Here is a 15,520-nt window from a genome sequence, read left to right as displayed (position 1 = left end):
CGGTCCCATACGATCCGGGCCGTGCGCATCCACAAGTTCACCACCACCGAGGCGTTCGTCGCGATCGACCTCGACGGAGCCGAGGCCTCATCCGGTCCGGTTCGCTGGGCCCGCAAGGTGCTCCAGGGCGGCGCCAAGGATCTCGCCCGCTCGCAGACCTACACCTACGCGGTGCTCGGCATGAAGCGGGGCGGCGCGTCGGCCGGCATCAGCGCCGAGGCGCCGGACCGGGACGCAGCGGTGGAGGCGTTCGTGGCGGAGGCCGCCGACCTCGTGGCCGACGGTACGTATCTCCCCGACGCGGCCAAGGGCGTGAGCGAGGCCGACCTGGCGCCGCTCCGTGCCGCGGACGAACGAGACACCGGCCGGCTCGGCGGCGATGCGCCGACGTTCATCGACCGCTGTGACGGTCTGAGCGCGGCGGTCTGTGCGCACCACGCCGCGGCCGGGCTCGCCGGCAAGGCCGTGGCCATCGAAGGGTTCGGCGCGACCGGCCCCGCCCTCGCGGAGGCGGTCGTCGAGCGGGGCGGCACCATCGCCGCCGTCGCGACCGCGACGGGAAGCGTGACGAACGACGCCGGCTTCGATCCGCACACCCTCGCCGACGCGTGGGCCGCCGACGGCGACGACATGGTGAACGCGCTCGGCGATCCCGGACATCCGATGGCGATCTTCGGATCGGGGGCCGACGTCTGGTTCGTCGGTTCGAAGATGGGCGTCGTCAACCACGAGGTCGCCGCCCAGATCGGGGAAGCCTCGGCCGTCGTCGCCTCCGGTCGCCTTCCCCTGACCGCCCGAGCGCTGGCCGTGCTGCGCCGCAACGACGTTGCCGCGCCGGCCGACTTCGTCTCGCTGGCCGGATCCACGCTGGCGTTGTGGGGCGACGCCAACCGCACCGAAGCCGAGATCCTGGCCGGCATCAACGAGGACATCGGCGACATGACCGCGGCGTTCAAGGCGCACGACGACGGGCCCTTCCTCGCCGCCTGCCTCGAAGCCGAGTCGTTCCTCTCCGGCTGGCAGGAGACGCTGCCGTTCGGTCGACCCCTCGCACCCTGAACATCGTTCGCAGTAGGGTCGCGCAGGTCGATCCTCGGGGGGACGAATGAAGAAGCTGCTGGCCCTGTTGATGGCGCTCTCACTGCTCGCGGCAGCGTGCGGGGACGACGGTGGATCCGACGCGTCGGGTGGCGACGACGGCGCGACCGTCGAAGGCGATGGCGATGGCGACGATGCCGGCGGCGGTGACGATGGCGGCACCGATGACGGCGATACGGGCGATGACGATGGCGGCACGGACGACGGCGATGACGGCGAGCCGGTCGACCTGACGGCCTCGTTCCGCGGCGTCACCGAGGAGACGATCACGATCGGTGTCGCGGCGATCGACGCAGAGGCCCTGCTCGACTTCGGGTTCGACTTCGGCAACGTTCCTCTCGAGCCGCTGCTCCAGTCCTGGGCGGACACGCTCAACGAGAACGGCGGCATCCACGGCCGCAACGTGCAGTTCGTCCACGACGTCTTCCTGCCGATCGGCGATGCCGAACAGGCCGAATCCTGTCTGATCATGATGGAGGACGAAGAGGTGTTCGTGGTGATGGGTCAGATGCTGGGTGACAACCCGCTGTGCATCACCGAGACCTACGGCCACCCCTACGTCGGCCACTTCGGCGAGACCCCCGGACGCCAGGAACGCTCCGAGGGACGGTTCTTCGCCACCGAGATCTCGCAGCTCCCGCAGCGCATCGGCGGCGTGACCCGGATGATCGAGGACGGTGACTTCGAGGGCAAGTCCGTGGCCGTGACGTGGCAAGCGTCTGAGGATCAGGTCTACGCGGACGGCGTCCTACCGATCCTGGCCGACGCAGGCGTGGACGTCGTGGCCGAGATCGAGGTCGGCGACACGACCGAGGACACGGTGGCGAACGCGAACGCGTGGGACCGCGTGATCGAACGCATCAAGTCCGACGGAGCCGACGTCATCCTCCATCTGTCCGGCATCGTCGGGCCGCTCGATGCGGTCGGGCGCGCCGCCGGCACGGACATCGAGATCGCTCTCACCAACGGGCAGGCGGCCGACGGCACAACGGTCGTCAGCCGGAGTACGGCACCCGACGACGTCCGGGAGAACAGCTTCGCCGTCACCACCTACAAGCCGGGGGCCGAGGTCGCCCTCGCCGACGAAGGCGTGCAGCAGTGTCTCGGCGAGTACGAGGCGTGGGGCGGCGACATGGACGAGCTGGAGATGGACAACGACGACTTCGTGAACGGCATCGTCAACTGGTGCCGCGTCTTCCGGCTCACGACCGCAATCCTCGAAGCCGCCGGCCCCGAGCTGAACCCGGAGTCCTTCATCGCCGGCGGTGAGAGCCTCGGCGACATCGTGCTCCCGGCGATGCCGAACGGCTCGATCCGACCCGACAAGCACTCCGCCGGCTCCGAGCTGATCCGCTACGTCTACGACACCGAGCTCGGCCACTACGTCACCACCGGCGACCCCTTCCTCGGCGCCTTCGGCTGACCCGCTTCAACTGGGGTCTGACCCCCGCTTCACCTTTCGCGTGACTCAGTCGACGAGGGCGTGCCAGCGCTTGCCCCGATCAACCGCTTGCATCGCCCACGTCTACCATGGCGCGCCGTGACGCTCCCCACTCTCGACGGCCACCACGCGCTCGAATCCGACGCCGTCACCTCGCTACGGGCACGCGGCCACTGCGTCGTGCGCGGGCTCGCGTCCGCCGACGAATGCGCGGCATACCTGCCCGAGATCCAGGTCGGGGTCGACCGCTGGCATCCCGAGCCGACGCCGCTCGACGAACGGGACACTTACGGCAAGGCGTTTCTCCAGGCGATGGCGCTCCGCTCGCTCCACGAGCCGACGAGAGGGTTCGTGGATTCGCCGCGGTTCGCCCGGGCCGCAGCCGAGCTGATGGGCGTCGACGGCGTGCGGCTCTATCACGACCAGGCGTTGTTCAAGGAGCCTGGCGGCGGCCGCACGCCGTGGCATCAGGACCAGAACTACTGGCCGCTCGACACGGATGACGTAGTGACGATGTGGATGCCGCTCGCCGATCTCGATCCCGCGGTCGGGTCCATGACGTTCATCGACGGGAGTCATCTCGATGGCGACGTCGGCGCCGGGGAGATCTCCGACGCGTCCGACGACGCGATCCAGCGCTCGATCGACGCCGGCGAGCGCTCCACGACGACCCACGGCGTGCTCCGGGCCGGCGACGCGACGTTCCACAAGGGGTGGACGATCCACTCGGCGGGGCCGAACCCGACCGACCGCATGCGCCCGGTGATGACGATCATCTGGTTCGCCGACGGCGCCCGGGTGACCGAACCGAACTCACCGGAGCAGCGCTTCGACCTGCACGCCTGGCTCGGCGACGCCGAACCGGGCACCCTCGCCCGCAGCGACGCCAACCCCCTCCTCTGGCCCGCCTGAGTTGAGACCCCGGGGTCAGAGTCCCGTCCCACCTCTCAACCGCAGTCGATCTCGACCCGGCGGTTGATCGATCGGGACGCTTCGTCGTTGTCCGGTGAGATGAGCGGTTCGGTCTCGCCGAAGCCCATCGCCGAGATGCGGCCGGGATCGATGCCGCGGGCCACGAGGTCGTCGACCACGGACTGCGCCCGGCGATCGGAGAGGTCGAAGTTGTAGGCGTCGCTGCCCTCGGTCGAGGTGTGGCCCTCGACCACGATGGACGCCGCGTCGTCGGCCACCAGACCCTCGTAGAGCTGGGCGAGGACCGGGTCGGAGTCGGCCCGCAGGGTCGCCGAGTTCACGTCGAAGTTGATGCCGTGGATCACCGACCCGCAGGCCAGCGGCGGCGTCTCGGGTTCGGGGATGTCGGAGCAGTCGGTCGTCGTCCCCTCGGGCGCGATCGACGACGGCATGAAGCTGAACGGACTGCCGTTGCTCGAGGCGACACCCTGGAGCTGACCGTCGGCGTCGAGCCCGAAGATGTAGGCGCTCGGCGTGAGGGAGTCGCGATGGATACCACTGAGCCGGACGAGGTTGCCGGTCACGGTGCCCGTGAGATCCACGAGGCCGAAACAGCCGGTGACGACGACGCCGGACTGGGTGAGTTCGATGAACCCGACGGAGCGGTCGATGTCCGGCAGCTTCGCGTCCCAGATCCCGGTGAAGCCCTCGCTGAACTCCGGCGGCTCCTGCGTGCCGTTGGCGATCAGCTCGCTGAACTCGAAGCCGCTCTCCTCCGTCAGGATCTCGATCCCGGCCGACAGCCGGATCTGGATGTAGCGCACGGCTCGCTCGGCGACCAGATCGAGCTCCGTCACTTCACCGCGGCCCTCGTGGGTCGCCAGCGTCGCCGACGCGAGCGTCTCGAACGGGCCACCGGCATCGTCGGCGCCCGCGACCTCGATCTCGCGGAAGAACGTGGTGCTCGGGCCCGGCACCTCCCCGATCTCGGGCACCGCGAACCGGTCGAACGTCGTCGGCGCGGCGAGCTCGAACACCATGGTGATCGCCGTCTCGTCGGTGGCTCCGGTCACGTACCCACGCGGGGTCGTGCTCCCGTCGATCGCCTGCATGACGACGCTGTTCTTGAGCCCTTCACCGGGGCCCTCGATCGAGAACCCGAACGGGATGGCGCCCTGGGCGAACGTGAGGTAGTCGACCCGCTCGATCTCATCGGGCAGATCATCGTTCGGCGCCTCGGTCGTCGTCGTGGACGTGGCCGGCTCGGTGGTCGTGGTTGCCGGTTCGGTCGTGGTCGTGTCGTCGCTCGGTGGCGCCTCGGTCGTCGACGAGCCGGTCGACTCGGTGGTCGTGGTCGCGTCGCCTGCACCACCGCCGTCGTCACCACCGCACCCGGTCGCGAGGACCGCCACGACAGCCAGAACCGTCATCGTTCGCCACATGGGCCGGACTATAAGCCAGTGACCGTCGACCGGCGCAGAATGGACAGGCGTCTGACCCCCTGTCCAATCTCGGTCAGGGGCCGGTGAAGTGGAAGCTGTTGTCGTCGTCCCAGGCGGCGGTGAGTTCGGGGGCGGCGGCGGACGTCGGGTTGAGCGGGATCTCGAGGCCGTCGTAGGACGCGAGCTCGGACCGGCCGACGACCATCCAGTGCACCTCGTCCGGTCCGTCGGCGAGACGGAGCGTCCGCTGGCTCGCGTACATGCCGGCGAGCGGCGTCCACTGGGAGACACCCGTCGCGCCGTGCATCTGGATCGCCTGGTCGATGATCGTGCACACCCGCTCGGGCACCATCGCCTTCACCGCGGAGATCCACACGCGGGCTTCCTGGTTGCCCAGCGTGTCCATCGCCTTCGCGGCACGCAGCACCATCATCCGCATCGCCTCGATCTCGGCGCGGGCCTTGCCGATCAACTCGGTGTTGCCGCCGAGCCGGGCGATCGGCTTGCCGAACGCCTCGCGGGTCATGCCCCGGCGGCACATCAGGTCGAGCGCCTTCTCCGCCGCGCCGATCCCCCGCATGCAGTGGTGGATCCGACCCGGGCCGAGCCGCAGCTGCGAGATCGCGAAGCCCTCGCCCTCGTCCCACAGGATGTTGCTCGCCGGCACCCGCACGTCGGTCATGCGGATGTGCATGTGGCCGTGGGGGGCGTCGTCCTGACCGAAGACGTGCATCGGCCCGAGCACTTCGAGACCGGGCGTGTCCATCGGGACGAGGATCTGCGACTGACGGCGATGCGGCGGCCCGTCCGGCGACGTCTGACACATCAGGATCATGATCTTGCAGCGGGGATCGCCGGCGCCGGAGATGTAGTACTTCTCGCCGTTGATGACGTATTCGTCACCGTCGCGGATCGCCTGGCAGCGCACGTTCTTCGCGTCCGACGACGCGACGCCCGGCTCGGTCATGCCGAAGCAGCTGCGGATCTCACCGTTCAGCAGCGGCTCGAGCCACTGCTCCTTCTGCTCGGGCGTGCCGACCCGTTCGATGACCTCCATGTTGCCGGTGTCGGGCGCCGAGCAGTTCAGCGACTCCGAACCGAGCGGGTACTTGCCGAGCTCGACCGCGAGGTAGGCGTAGTCGAGGTTGGACAGGCCCTGGCCGGACTCGGGGAGGAAGAAGTTCCACAGGCCGCGCGCCTTCGCCTCGTCCTTGGCGCCTTCGAGCAGCTCGAGCTGGCGATCGGTGTAGGACCAGCGGTCGGCCCGACCCTCGCCGGCCTTCGCGAACTCCGCCTGCATCGGGGCGACGACCGTCTCGAGGAACTCGACCACCTGGTTGTAGAAGGGACGGCTCTCCTCCGACATACGGAGATCGAAGTCGTCCATCGAGGCGGTCTTGAGGGCGCGGGATTCAAGGGAGTCCATGGCAGCGATACTGCCACTTCCTCGCCGACCCGGCCCAGCGGGCCCCAACCGACGCCGGGGGATCAGTCGAAGCGGGGGTCTGACCCCCGCTTCAACTCGATCAGCGACCCGAGTTCAGGACGGAGCCCGTGACCATCGCCAACGCGCCACTCTCCTCGAACTCGTACGAGTAGCAGATGACCTCGCGGTCGCCCTGGTCCCAGGACTGGGGCGAGGGATAGATCGGCGTCACGAAGATCGCCGACTCGGCGTAGGGCGTGCCGATCGCCGCTTCGAAGCGGTCGTAACACCCCTCCTCGAACGCGGAATCGGCCGGGAGCGACGCGTCGGTCACGTTCCACACGGAGATGACCTCGTGGTTGTGCGGGTCGCCGCAGTCGACCATCTCGACGTCGGTGATCTCGGTTGCGCCGATCTCCTGGAAGCAGTCGCCGACCGACAGCTCGAAGACGTTGCCATCGCTGCACGACACCGCGAACAGTGCCACCAGGGTGGTCATGAGAACGATCCGGAGGAACTTCATTGTCTTGGGATTCCTTGTGTTTCGAGGGCTGACTCTTCCGCCGACGCCGCACCACTGCGGACGCACCCTCTTCCGAACAAGGTTCGGCCAAACGACCCGAGACTTGACGGATACCGGCGCGGGGTGACGCTGCGTGACCGGTACGATCGGTGTCTCCGGGGCTGTAGCTCAGTTGGCTAGAGCACCTGCTTTGCAAGCAGGGGGTCGTGGGTTCGATTCCCATCAGCTCCACAGCAACAGGCGCCAGAGACCCGTCGTGGGCGGCGTGACTAGTGTCGGCGGCCGGAGGACCGACGCGGGATCGGTCGGAGGGGATCAGACGTGGCGGGGCTTCTGGAAACCTGGGGCGGTCGCATCGGCCGCCTCGTCAACAGCGGTCTCAGCTCGCTCAAGGGGTTGGAGAAGAGCGGAGCCCCGCAGCCGGCGTGGGACGGGGACGAGACCGAGCCTCCTTCCGCGGTCGGCTGTCTGTTCGCCGCGGTGGCGGCCATCGCCGTCGGCCTCGTGCTGATGGCCGTCGTCCTGCTGTTCCTCAACGCCGTCAGAAACGACGAGGCCAGCAGCTCGAACTCGGACCCGGTGATCGACCAGACCGACGACGGTGACGGCGGCACGGGTGGAAACACCGGGCCGGAAGCCGACGCGAGCGGCGCCGGTTCCTTCGTCGATGCGACCAATCCCTCGGCGTTGATCCCGGCCGCGGGCACGTGGGCGATCGAGAACGGCATGTTCGTGCCGAACTGCGGGCCGGACGACCCGGATCCCGACACCGCCGAGGACACCGGCACGATCGACGTCTGGGCATCGGGAGCCGCGCTCGAGCTCAAGGGGCCCGACGGCGCGGCGATCGCTTTCGAACGAACGGCGGTCTCCGAGACCAGCGCGTCCTACACCGGAGGTGTCTCGTTCATCGAGATGGAACTGCACTTCGACTCGCCGACAAACTTCGAGGCGTCGATCACCTACGACGGCGACGACGAATGTGTGCGCCGCGCCGCCCGGGGCACGCTCACCGTGGGCGACGACACCCGCCAACACGGCGCCGAGCCCGCACCGACATCGGGCGCGTTCGCCGAGGTCGGGATCGACGAGGCCGGCGAGGGGGCGGTCGCCGTCGTCACGATCGGTACCGACTCCTACGAGTTCTTCGCCGAGGAGATCGGCACCTGCGATCCCGAGTTCTTCGGCGGCTTCCACGCCGTCCTCTATTCGCCGGGCTTCACGAACTCGGTGACCATCGACCTCGTGACGGACGACAACCGGGTGTCGACGGTGACGATGAACCTCCAAGACCTCGATCTCGATCTCGTGGCCGACGCCGAGGGCCAGTGGGCCGCGGTCGAGGAGGGCACCAGCGCGGTGCTCGACTTCAGCATCGACGGGATCTCGGCGTCGGGAAGCGTCTCGTTCATCAACGAGGACCGGGCCTTCAACTCGGCCAACTTCCCGCTGGACCCGATCGAGGCGACCTTCACAGTGACGTGCGGGTGACGGTCCAGCCTCGCCGGCGGACTTCCAGCACGAGTGCCTTGGTCGGGGCGGTCCGAATCGCGATCTCGTGCTCGGTGAGGTCCGCCGTCGAGGACGACTCCTCCTTCTCGTCGACCTTCGCGGCGGCCTTCGCCGACTTCGCCTTGTTTTTCGGCTTCGGCTCCGGCGCCGACTCGGCCGACTGCGCCGCTTCGTGTTCGGCCGCCAGCAGCTGATCGATCAGCTCCGCAGCCTCGTCGGCGGTGAAGCGGCCACCGGCCTGGCGCTGGTTGAACCCCATCGGCCCGCGGGCATCTCGGAAGTCGGCGTGGCCGGCGTTGCGCAGGAGCTCGCGCAGCTCGTCGACCTGCCGACCGGTGGCCGGTGGGCCCGCACTCTGACCGAAGGACATGCCCCAGTGTGGCCGCTCCGCCCCGGGCGAGGGTGGGTTCCCGATGGGTCGGTTTTGTATCATTGATACGAAACCCGCTAACGTCGAGGCAGAGCCAGGGAGGACCATCATGACCGAGCGAGTTCGCTACGCCCTTCGCGACGGGATCGGCTGGATCGATCTCGACGACGGCAAGGCCAATGCCCTGTCGCCGGCGATGCAGTCCGACATCGACGAGGCGCTCGATCGGGCGTTGGAAGACGACGCGCCCGTCGTGATCCGCGGGCGCGACGGCGTGTTCTCCGGCGGGTTCGACATGGGCGTGCTGACCGGCGGCGGCCAGGCGAGCATCGACATGGTCCTCGGCGGCTTCCGCCTCGCCGCCCGCATCCTCGGGCACCCCCGCCCCGTCGTGGTCGCCTGTACCGGCCACGCGATGGCGATGGGCCTTTTCCTCGTCCTGGCCGGTGACCACCGCATCGGCATCGACCGGCCCGCCAAGCTCGCCGCGAACGAGGTCGCGATCGGGCTGACCCTCCCCCGCACGGCGACCGAGATGCTGCGCCAACGACTGACGCCGGCCGCGTTCCCGCGGGCCGCCATGCTCTCCGAGACGTTCGATCCCCCGGCCGCGGTCGCCGCCGGCATCCTCGACGAGATCGTGCCGGCCGACGCGTTCGAGGCACGCGTCCACGAGGTCGCCACCGGCCTGCTCGCGCTCGACGTCGACGCGCAGAAGGCGACGAAGCAGCGCGTCCGCGAACCCCTCCTCGAGGTGATCGAGGCGGCCATCGCCCAGGACCAGGCCGAACAGGATCTCCTGCTCGCCGCCGCCGGCTGATCCGCCCGTGGGCCGACCCCGACAACGGACCCCCGAGCTGCGGGACAAGATCCTCGACGTCGCCCTCGACCTGCTGGCCGTCGACGGCCCGGCCGGGGTGACCACCCGCGCCGTCGCCAGCGCGGCCGGCACCTCGGCTCCCGCGATCTACGAACTGTTCGGCGACAAGTCCGGCCTCGTGCGCGCCGTGTTCTTCGATGGCTTCCGCCGGCTGCGTGACCGGTTCGACGAGCTCCCCCCACCGCAGGGGACGCCCGCCGACCTGCTTGCCGTCGTGGATGCGTTCCGTGACTTCACGCGCGAGCACCCCCGGCTCTTCGAGGTCATGTACACGAAGCCGTTCGACATCTACGCGCCGACCCCCGAGGAGCGTTCGCTCGGCGACGCGACCCGCTCGGCCTTCGTGGATCGGGCGGAGTCGGCGGTGCAGGCGGGCCGGCTCCGGGGCGACCCGGTCGACATCGCCCACGCCGTGCTCGGCCTCGTCGTCGGCCTCGCCACCCAGGAGACCGCCGGCTTCCTCGGCACTACCGGCGAGGACTGCGACCGACGGTGGCGCGGCGCGGCCGAGAGCCTGCTGCGGGGCTACGGCGTCGACTCGAACGAGTAGCCCCACCGGGCGACATCGGCGCAGTACAGCTCACCGACCCGGTCACGGGCCGCGTCGTCGTAGTACGAGCTGTAGTGCGGCTGATCCCGCGACGTGCGATTCCGATGCGGGATGGACTCGCTCGTGTGCTCGATCCCGATGGTCGACAGCACGTGCCCGACATCATCGGCGTAGCGCTCGAAGCGCCCCACGAAGTCGAGCTCGACGTCGCGCAGGATCGTGGCCTGCGGCTGGAAGTGCACGTTGCGCTCGAAGAGTCGCGAATCGGGCAGCAGGCGGAGGAACGCCCCGAAGTCCTCCCGACACACTGCGAGTTCGTCGGCAGTCGCCGTGTCGCTGAGCTGGGCCAGGAAGCTCTCGGCCTTTCGACCGGTGACGAACTTGTTCCGCCACCCCGAGACCAGCCGATCCCACGGATTGCGCACGAAGGTGAAACGGAAGCACGTCGTCGCCAGGAGTTCGTCGAACGCCGGAGGCGGTGGCTGCTTGCGAATGAGGTACTCGTAGTCGGCGACCTCCGCCTCGAGCAGGGCGTGCAGACTGCGGGTGCCGGTCTTCGCCACCCGGTGCCAGACGAAGCCGCGCTCGGTCGAGAACGATGCGTTGCGGCCCGGAAACCGGCCCCGCGTCGTCATGTGGACCCGTCGGGCAACGGCGCCAGCAGGCCGACATCCACCAGCGAGCGGCTCGACGCGTAGCGAACGGTGGTCGACGACGACGCGACCGCGTCCGCTCCACCGGCCCACGACTCGAAGAAGTCCGCGTAGGCCTGATAGCGGAGCCGACACTCGCCCACTCGGTCGTTGGCCTCGCCGTCGTCGCGGAACTGGGCGCGATAGTCACCAGCGAGCTTGAAGTGCAACAGCGCGACCTCGGCATCGGAGACCACACCCGGCGTCACGATGTGGCTGCTCGACAGGAACTGGATGTTGCGCCCGCCACGGATGAGCGGTGTCTTGGTCTGGTTCTCCCCGGTCCCGACGAGCCGGCGGATGCCGCCGGACGTGAAGAAGTAGGGGCACTGCACGGTCGGCGTGCGTTCGTAGGAAAGATCGAAGTGGGGATAGCGGGCGATGAAGTCGTGCTCGAAACCACCCGCCGGGATGCCGTTCTCCTCGACCGAGAACATGTCGATCATCTGCCCGGTCGCCATGTCGTGGCCCTCACGCTCCATGTACGCGGTGAGGTCGCGCAACCCCCGCGTCTCCACACCGTCGAACACCAGCGCCTCGTCGACATCGACGTACATGAACCATCCGTCGGTCGCGAACGCGCCCACCAGATGGTTCACCCAGACCATGCCGGAACGGCCGATCGCGTAGGGCGTCGTCGTGTGGAAGACGTGGACGTCCGGCTGCGTCAGGAGCCACTCCCGGGAGCCGTCGGTCGAGTCGTTGTCGACGAAGAAGAACCGGTCGACGCCGAGCGCCCGGTAGTGATCGAGGAACCACGGCAGCCGCCAGCGCTCGTTGCGAATCACGGTGAAGAGCCGGATCTCACCCGCGGGCTCCGGGATGGGATGGCGGTCGAGCCGATCGAGTTCGTCCGGGCGGCACGGGCGGATCGTCGGCACCGGCTCCGTCGTGCGGATCTCGTCCCAGATCCGTCGCGCCTCGTCGACCTGCCCGGCCTCGGCCGCAACCCAGGCCCGTTCGCGGCGGAAGTAGCCGGGCCGCGAGCGGGCGGTGTCCGACGCGAGCAGCTGCTTCGCCTGCTCATCGCGTCCGAGGCTGACGGCGAGGCGGATGAACAGCCGCAACGAGTTGGTGTCCGCCACCGGTTCCGCCCCGAGCCCGTCGAGCAGCTCCTTGGCGCGGTGCCGGGCGGCGACGCTGCGGTCCTTCTGGATGCACTTGTGGAGCTGACGCAGCACCGTGCGCAGGCAGTCGACCTTGCCGGGCCGGGTCGACCACGCCTCCTCCGCGACCTCCAGCCCCTCGAAGCGGCGCTGCTGGGCGTTGAGGCAGTGGATGCGAAGCTTCCAGTGATTGCCCCGCGGATGGATCGCCGCGAACTCGGCGATCTCGCGGTCGGCTTCGTCGAACTCGCCCGTGCGGATGAGCATGCGGACGTAGTCGAACCGCGCCCGACGATCGGTCGGATCGGCCCGGTGGATCTCGCGAGACAGGGCGAGCGCTTCGCCGAGGCTGTTCATCGCGCCGTAGGTCGCGGCCCGCAGCACCGCGGCCTGCCGCGGGTCGAGACCCGTGGCCCCGTCGACGATGGCCAGCGATTCGTCGAATCGCTCCCACGAGTCGAGCAGACCGCAGGTGACCGCGATCAGCTCGGGATCCTGCGGCGATCCTTCGAGCGCCGTCAGTGCCAGGTCGAGGGCGGCGGCACTGTCGCCGCGTGCCTCCATGGCCCCGATCTCGTCGATCAGCGCTCCGGTCTCCACGCCCACCACATCAGAGGTCATCAGTTCACCCAGTCGTCCACGTCGAGGCCGGTCAGTCGACTGAAGATGTGCATCTCGGCGCGATAGTGGCCCCGCAGTCGTTCCCCCACCGCCGGCGCGAGGGGCGACTCGTACTCGAGCGCGTAGCTGTAGCGGGGCTCGTAGTCGAACGGCTCGATCCCGAGGAACCGTTCGACGACGTCGACCTGATGGTTGAGGTCGTCGACCTTGACGAAGCAGCAGCGCTCCGGCGCGAAGAGCGACAGCAGGTTGAAGACGACCCGCCCGTAGCAACCCCGGTCGATCACGTCCGCCCAGGGCGAGCGCTCGGCGGAGGCATCGAGCGCGGCGTCGACGATGTCCTCGAAGGGCGGCACCGCGCGGCCCCGATCGCGCAGCATGTTCCACTGCGAGTAGGCCCGTTCGACCGGATCGCGGAACAGCACGACGAGCTTGATGGCGGGGTTGTAGGCGCGGATCCTCGGGAGGTAGCGAGGCTCCCCCGACGGCCGGAAGAGGACGTACTTCGGCGTGGACTCCCCGTAGAGAAGCTGTTCGTCGAGGCCCTCCTCACCGACAGCCCACCCCCGTCGGTGGTAGTCGCGGTGCGCGTCCTCGCAGTCGGCGAACGACGCACGGTCGAAGTAGTGCATCTCCTTCGGGGACGACATGCGCACGGTCGGGTGCTGGGCGAGGAGGTCGTGCAACGTGTTCGTCCCACACTTCTGGTTGCCCGCGACGAGGAAGTCGATCCGACTCTTCATGACGCGGGCTCGGAGTCGTCCGGGTCGTCCGGACCGTAGCTGTGCGACACGGCGAGCACGGCGTCCGCTCGGGCCTGGTCGAACTCGGCGCCGAGGAAGGCGAACAGCTCCTGCAGTCTCGAGGTGGTGCCCACGACGTCGTGGTAGTCGATGGAGAAGCAGTTCGACCGCGCCGCCGCGAACGCCGTGAACCGGTCGTGCAGGTCGTGGATCCGCGCGGATACGACGGCGGGATCCTCGTCGACCCACCAGCCGCTCGCGACGGTCTCGGCCGGATCCCGGGTGTTGAACACGAAGGCCGTGTTCGGGAAGAGATCCTCGAGGAACGCGAGATAGTCGACGAGGTCGTCCTGGACGTCCAGGTAGCGGATCTCCTTGAACCCGATCGCCCGCACCGCCGGATCGTCCAAGTCGTTGCCGAGCAGCATCCGCCGGGCCGTGGGACGCAGCTCGTCGGCCAGGCGCAGCGTGCTCATCTCCGCCATCCCGAACCACGCCGAGTAGGGCGCGAACGAGCTTCCCGAACGATGGCGATTCTCCTCGAGCCCCCGCGCCGCCCGGAAGAAGTCGTGGAACACGTTGCCGTTCTCGCCCCGGATCAGCAGGCCGTTGATCGTGTTGAGCATCCCCTGGAGCAGCGTCGACCCGCTCCGCCCGTAGGTGACGATGAGAACATGGTCGAACCGCAGGCGCTCGTGGGTGCCGTCGGCGACGTTGCGGGTCGCGGCCCGATACGCGCGACGCAGATCGGTGGCGCCCCAGAACGCCTCGATCTCGCGACGGGCCTCGTCGCCGCGACCCGCCAGGAGCAGGGTCGTGATGTGACGCCGATGCCAGTTCGGATGGCGGGCGCCCGGCGCCGCGGCACGAGCGGCGCCCCACAGGTCGGCGGCCGTGTCCCACTCCGAATCGCGTTGGGCACAGCGAGCGAGGCCGGCGAGGCCAGCCGCGTGACCCGGTTTGGTCGCGAGCGCCTCCTCGAACAGGGCGCGAGCGTCCGTCACGTCACCCCGGCGGAGCGCCTCCGACCCGGCCACCCGCAGGTTCCGGACCCGTGAGGTCGGGTCGTCGAGATCCGGTTCGCTAGGCACGAGCGGGCTCCGGCTCGACCGGAGCGGCATTGGCATGGGGGAACGGCACGTCCGGCGTGGCGAGGTCGAGGAAGGGGCCGATCGATTCCCACCCCTCGCCCTCCGTCACCGAGATCCGCAACAGCGATCCGGGCTTGTCCGCGAAGAACGCGTCGACCCGCTCGTGGAAAGCGTCGTACGCCGCCTCCCACGTCGGATGGTTCGCGTACAGCGACGCATGGATCTCCCCGTAGCGACCACCGAAGCGCCGCTCGTGGGCCGGCGCCAGCAGTTCCCGGGGCTCGGTGATCCCGGCGTAGTTCCCGTAGTGCGCCGCAACCGAGCGCGCCCACGACTCCCGCGGGCGCTGCGTCAGAATGAAGCGGGCCGACGGGAAGCGGGCGTGGAGCGACTCGAAGCTCGCACTGATGTTGATGTCGCTGAACGCGTCGTACAGATGGTGGTCGAACGTGTCGGGCAGCGCCCCGGTCAGGCGGTTGACCCAGTGCACGCTGCGAAGGCCACAGGCTTCGAGCGCCTGGTGCATCGAGGACGTGCCCGTACGGCTGAGGCCGATCACGAACACCTTGCCGGCCTCCCGGTCCGGAAAGGTCGGGGCGCTCCAACGGGCGGCCAGGTCCGCGAGCTCGACCACCATGCGGTTGGACGGCGCAAGCTCGTGCGCGACCTCGACGGCGGCGACGAACGGGTCACGGCGGCGGAGGGCCAGCAGGACGCGGCACCGGGAAATCGCGATGATCCGTGGGTTCTGGCCGGGTCGGTCGGCGAGGAGGTCCAACACCTCGGCCAACCGCTCCATGCGGGTGACCGTGACGGCCGGGTCGGCGCCGAAGTGGGCGTTGCGGAGGAAGGCGCTCATCAGCGGCCCGGCGAGCAGGCCATCGCGCGACAGCTCGTCGAGACAGGCGTCGAAGACCCGACCCGACTCGTCGGGCACGCCCCGCTGCTCGGTGTAGCGGGCGAGCACGAGGCGATCGGTGAGCCGGTCGGGCGCACGGGTCACGATCTCGCGGAGGTCCTCGATGACGGCCGCCCGGCGCCGAAGAGCCCGGTTCTCCTCGAACCGCGCGAGCAGGAAATCGACATCACCCACCGCGTCCGAGGTCACGGGGT

The 15,520-nt window shown here is 69.1% G+C and carries 15 protein-coding genes and 1 tRNA gene; 7 read left to right on the top strand and 9 right to left on the bottom strand.

Annotated elements, in window-relative coordinates; all coding sequences use genetic code 11:
* Positions 1 to 21: 21 nt before the first annotated feature.
* The 3 genes from R8F63_17820 (at position 22) to R8F63_17810 (ending at position 3,451) form a co-directional block, all read left to right on the top strand.
* The gene (locus tag R8F63_17820; protein MDW3220470.1) at positions 22 to 1,059 is read left to right on the top strand and encodes a hypothetical protein; all 1,038 of its coding nucleotides are present in this window, start codon (positions 22 to 24) and stop codon (positions 1,057 to 1,059) included.
* Between the two features lie 46 nt (positions 1,060 to 1,105).
* Positions 1,106 to 2,521 (top strand): ABC transporter substrate-binding protein, encoded by a 1,416-nt coding sequence (locus R8F63_17815; protein ID MDW3220469.1) that lies wholly within the window; start codon positions 1,106 to 1,108, stop codon positions 2,519 to 2,521.
* 117 nt (positions 2,522 to 2,638) lie between these two features.
* The gene (locus R8F63_17810; protein ID MDW3220468.1) at positions 2,639 to 3,451 is read left to right on the top strand and encodes a phytanoyl-CoA dioxygenase family protein; all 813 of its coding nucleotides are present in this window, start codon (positions 2,639 to 2,641) and stop codon (positions 3,449 to 3,451) included.
* Positions 3,452 to 3,486: 35 nt separating this feature from the next.
* On the opposite strand, the gene R8F63_17805 is transcribed toward R8F63_17810, so the two are convergent.
* The 3 genes from R8F63_17805 to R8F63_17795 form a co-directional block, all read right to left on the bottom strand.
* On the bottom strand, positions 3,487 to 4,893 hold the full coding sequence (locus R8F63_17805; GenBank protein MDW3220467.1) for an OmpA family protein: 1,407 nt from the start codon (positions 4,891 to 4,893) through the stop codon (positions 3,487 to 3,489).
* Between the two features lie 73 nt (positions 4,894 to 4,966).
* Complete coding sequence (locus R8F63_17800) at positions 4,967 to 6,319, bottom strand: acyl-CoA dehydrogenase family protein (protein ID MDW3220466.1); 1,353 nt, start codon at positions 6,317 to 6,319, stop codon at positions 4,967 to 4,969.
* 100 nt (positions 6,320 to 6,419) lie between these two features.
* Entirely contained in the window at positions 6,420 to 6,818 is a 399-nt protein-coding gene (locus tag R8F63_17795) for a septum formation family protein (GenBank protein ID MDW3220465.1), read from the bottom strand.
* 181 nt (positions 6,819 to 6,999) lie between these two features.
* On the opposite strand from R8F63_17795, the gene R8F63_17790 reads away from it, so the two are divergent.
* Positions 7,000 to 7,073 (top strand) — tRNA-Ala (locus R8F63_17790).
* A gap of 90 nt (positions 7,074 to 7,163) precedes the next feature.
* A complete protein-coding gene (locus tag R8F63_17785; protein ID MDW3220464.1) occupies positions 7,164 to 8,333 on the top strand; it encodes a hypothetical protein in 1,170 nt (389 codons plus the stop codon).
* Here R8F63_17785 and R8F63_17780 read toward each other — a convergent pair.
* A complete protein-coding gene (locus R8F63_17780) occupies positions 8,314 to 8,724 on the bottom strand; it encodes a hypothetical protein (protein ID MDW3220463.1) in 411 nt (136 codons plus the stop codon). The two genes, R8F63_17785 and R8F63_17780, sit on opposite strands and share 20 nt — an antisense overlap.
* Positions 8,725 to 8,833: 109 nt before the next feature.
* On the opposite strand from R8F63_17780, the gene R8F63_17775 reads away from it, so the two are divergent.
* Both R8F63_17775 and R8F63_17770 read left to right on the top strand, forming a co-directional pair.
* Complete coding sequence (locus R8F63_17775) at positions 8,834 to 9,544, top strand: crotonase/enoyl-CoA hydratase family protein (GenBank protein ID MDW3220462.1); 711 nt, start codon at positions 8,834 to 8,836, stop codon at positions 9,542 to 9,544.
* Positions 9,545 to 9,551: 7 nt separating this feature from the next.
* A complete protein-coding gene (locus tag R8F63_17770; protein MDW3220461.1) occupies positions 9,552 to 10,154 on the top strand; it encodes a TetR/AcrR family transcriptional regulator in 603 nt (200 codons plus the stop codon).
* On the opposite strand, the gene R8F63_17765 is transcribed toward R8F63_17770, so the two are convergent.
* From R8F63_17765 to R8F63_17745, 5 genes are read right to left on the bottom strand one after another with little or no spacing between them, the layout of a single operon-like run.
* Entirely contained in the window at positions 10,130 to 10,789 is a 660-nt protein-coding gene (locus tag R8F63_17765) for a sulfotransferase family 2 domain-containing protein (protein MDW3220460.1), read from the bottom strand. The genes R8F63_17770 and R8F63_17765 overlap by 25 nt on opposite strands.
* Positions 10,786 to 12,573: a glycosyltransferase family 2 protein gene (locus tag R8F63_17760; protein ID MDW3220459.1), complete on the bottom strand. Its 1,788-nt coding sequence runs from the start codon at positions 12,571 to 12,573 to the stop codon at positions 10,786 to 10,788. Before R8F63_17760 ends, R8F63_17765 begins: the two co-directional genes overlap by 4 nt.
* Positions 12,573 to 13,316: a sulfotransferase domain-containing protein gene (locus R8F63_17755; protein MDW3220458.1), complete on the bottom strand. Its 744-nt coding sequence runs from the start codon at positions 13,314 to 13,316 to the stop codon at positions 12,573 to 12,575. The genes R8F63_17760 and R8F63_17755 overlap by 1 nt, the downstream gene beginning before the upstream one ends.
* Positions 13,313 to 14,407 (bottom strand): sulfotransferase, encoded by a 1,095-nt coding sequence (locus R8F63_17750; protein MDW3220457.1) that lies wholly within the window; start codon positions 14,405 to 14,407, stop codon positions 13,313 to 13,315. Before R8F63_17750 ends, R8F63_17755 begins: the two co-directional genes overlap by 4 nt.
* Entirely contained in the window at positions 14,400 to 15,515 is a 1,116-nt protein-coding gene (locus R8F63_17745; protein MDW3220456.1) for a sulfotransferase, read from the bottom strand. Before R8F63_17745 ends, R8F63_17750 begins: the two co-directional genes overlap by 8 nt.
* Positions 15,516 to 15,520 lie beyond the last annotated feature (5 nt).

It is taken from the genome of Acidimicrobiales bacterium, from assembly GCA_033344915.1.
Classification (GTDB): Bacteria; Actinomycetota; Acidimicrobiia; order Acidimicrobiales; family Aldehydirespiratoraceae; genus JAJRXC01.
This window is presented reverse-complemented; position numbering and strand designations above follow the sequence as displayed.

What these genes read in the sequence shown, in the direction of transcription:
- R8F63_17815 (MDW3220469.1), top strand. Translation starts at nt 1,106, where the DNA reads ATGAAGAAGCTGCTGGCCCTGTTGATGGCGCTCTCACTGCTCGCGGCA.
- R8F63_17805 (MDW3220467.1), bottom strand. Translation starts at nt 4,893, where the DNA reads ATGTGGCGAACGATGACGGTTCTGGCTGTCGTGGCGGTCCTCGCGACC.
- R8F63_17800 (MDW3220466.1), bottom strand. Translation starts at nt 6,319, where the DNA reads ATGGACTCCCTTGAATCCCGCGCCCTCAAGACCGCCTCGATGGACGAC.
- R8F63_17795 (MDW3220465.1), bottom strand. Translation starts at nt 6,818, where the DNA reads ATGACCACCCTGGTGGCACTGTTCGCGGTGTCGTGCAGCGATGGCAAC.
- R8F63_17780 (MDW3220463.1), bottom strand. Translation starts at nt 8,724, where the DNA reads ATGTCCTTCGGTCAGAGTGCGGGCCCACCGGCCACCGGTCGGCAGGTC.
- R8F63_17775 (MDW3220462.1), top strand. Translation starts at nt 8,834, where the DNA reads ATGACCGAGCGAGTTCGCTACGCCCTTCGCGACGGGATCGGCTGGATC.
- R8F63_17765 (MDW3220460.1), bottom strand. Translation starts at nt 10,789, where the DNA reads ATGACGACGCGGGGCCGGTTTCCGGGCCGCAACGCATCGTTCTCGACC.
- R8F63_17760 (MDW3220459.1), bottom strand. Translation starts at nt 12,573, where the DNA reads ATGACCTCTGATGTGGTGGGCGTGGAGACCGGAGCGCTGATCGACGAG.
- R8F63_17755 (MDW3220458.1), bottom strand. Translation starts at nt 13,316, where the DNA reads ATGAAGAGTCGGATCGACTTCCTCGTCGCGGGCAACCAGAAGTGTGGG.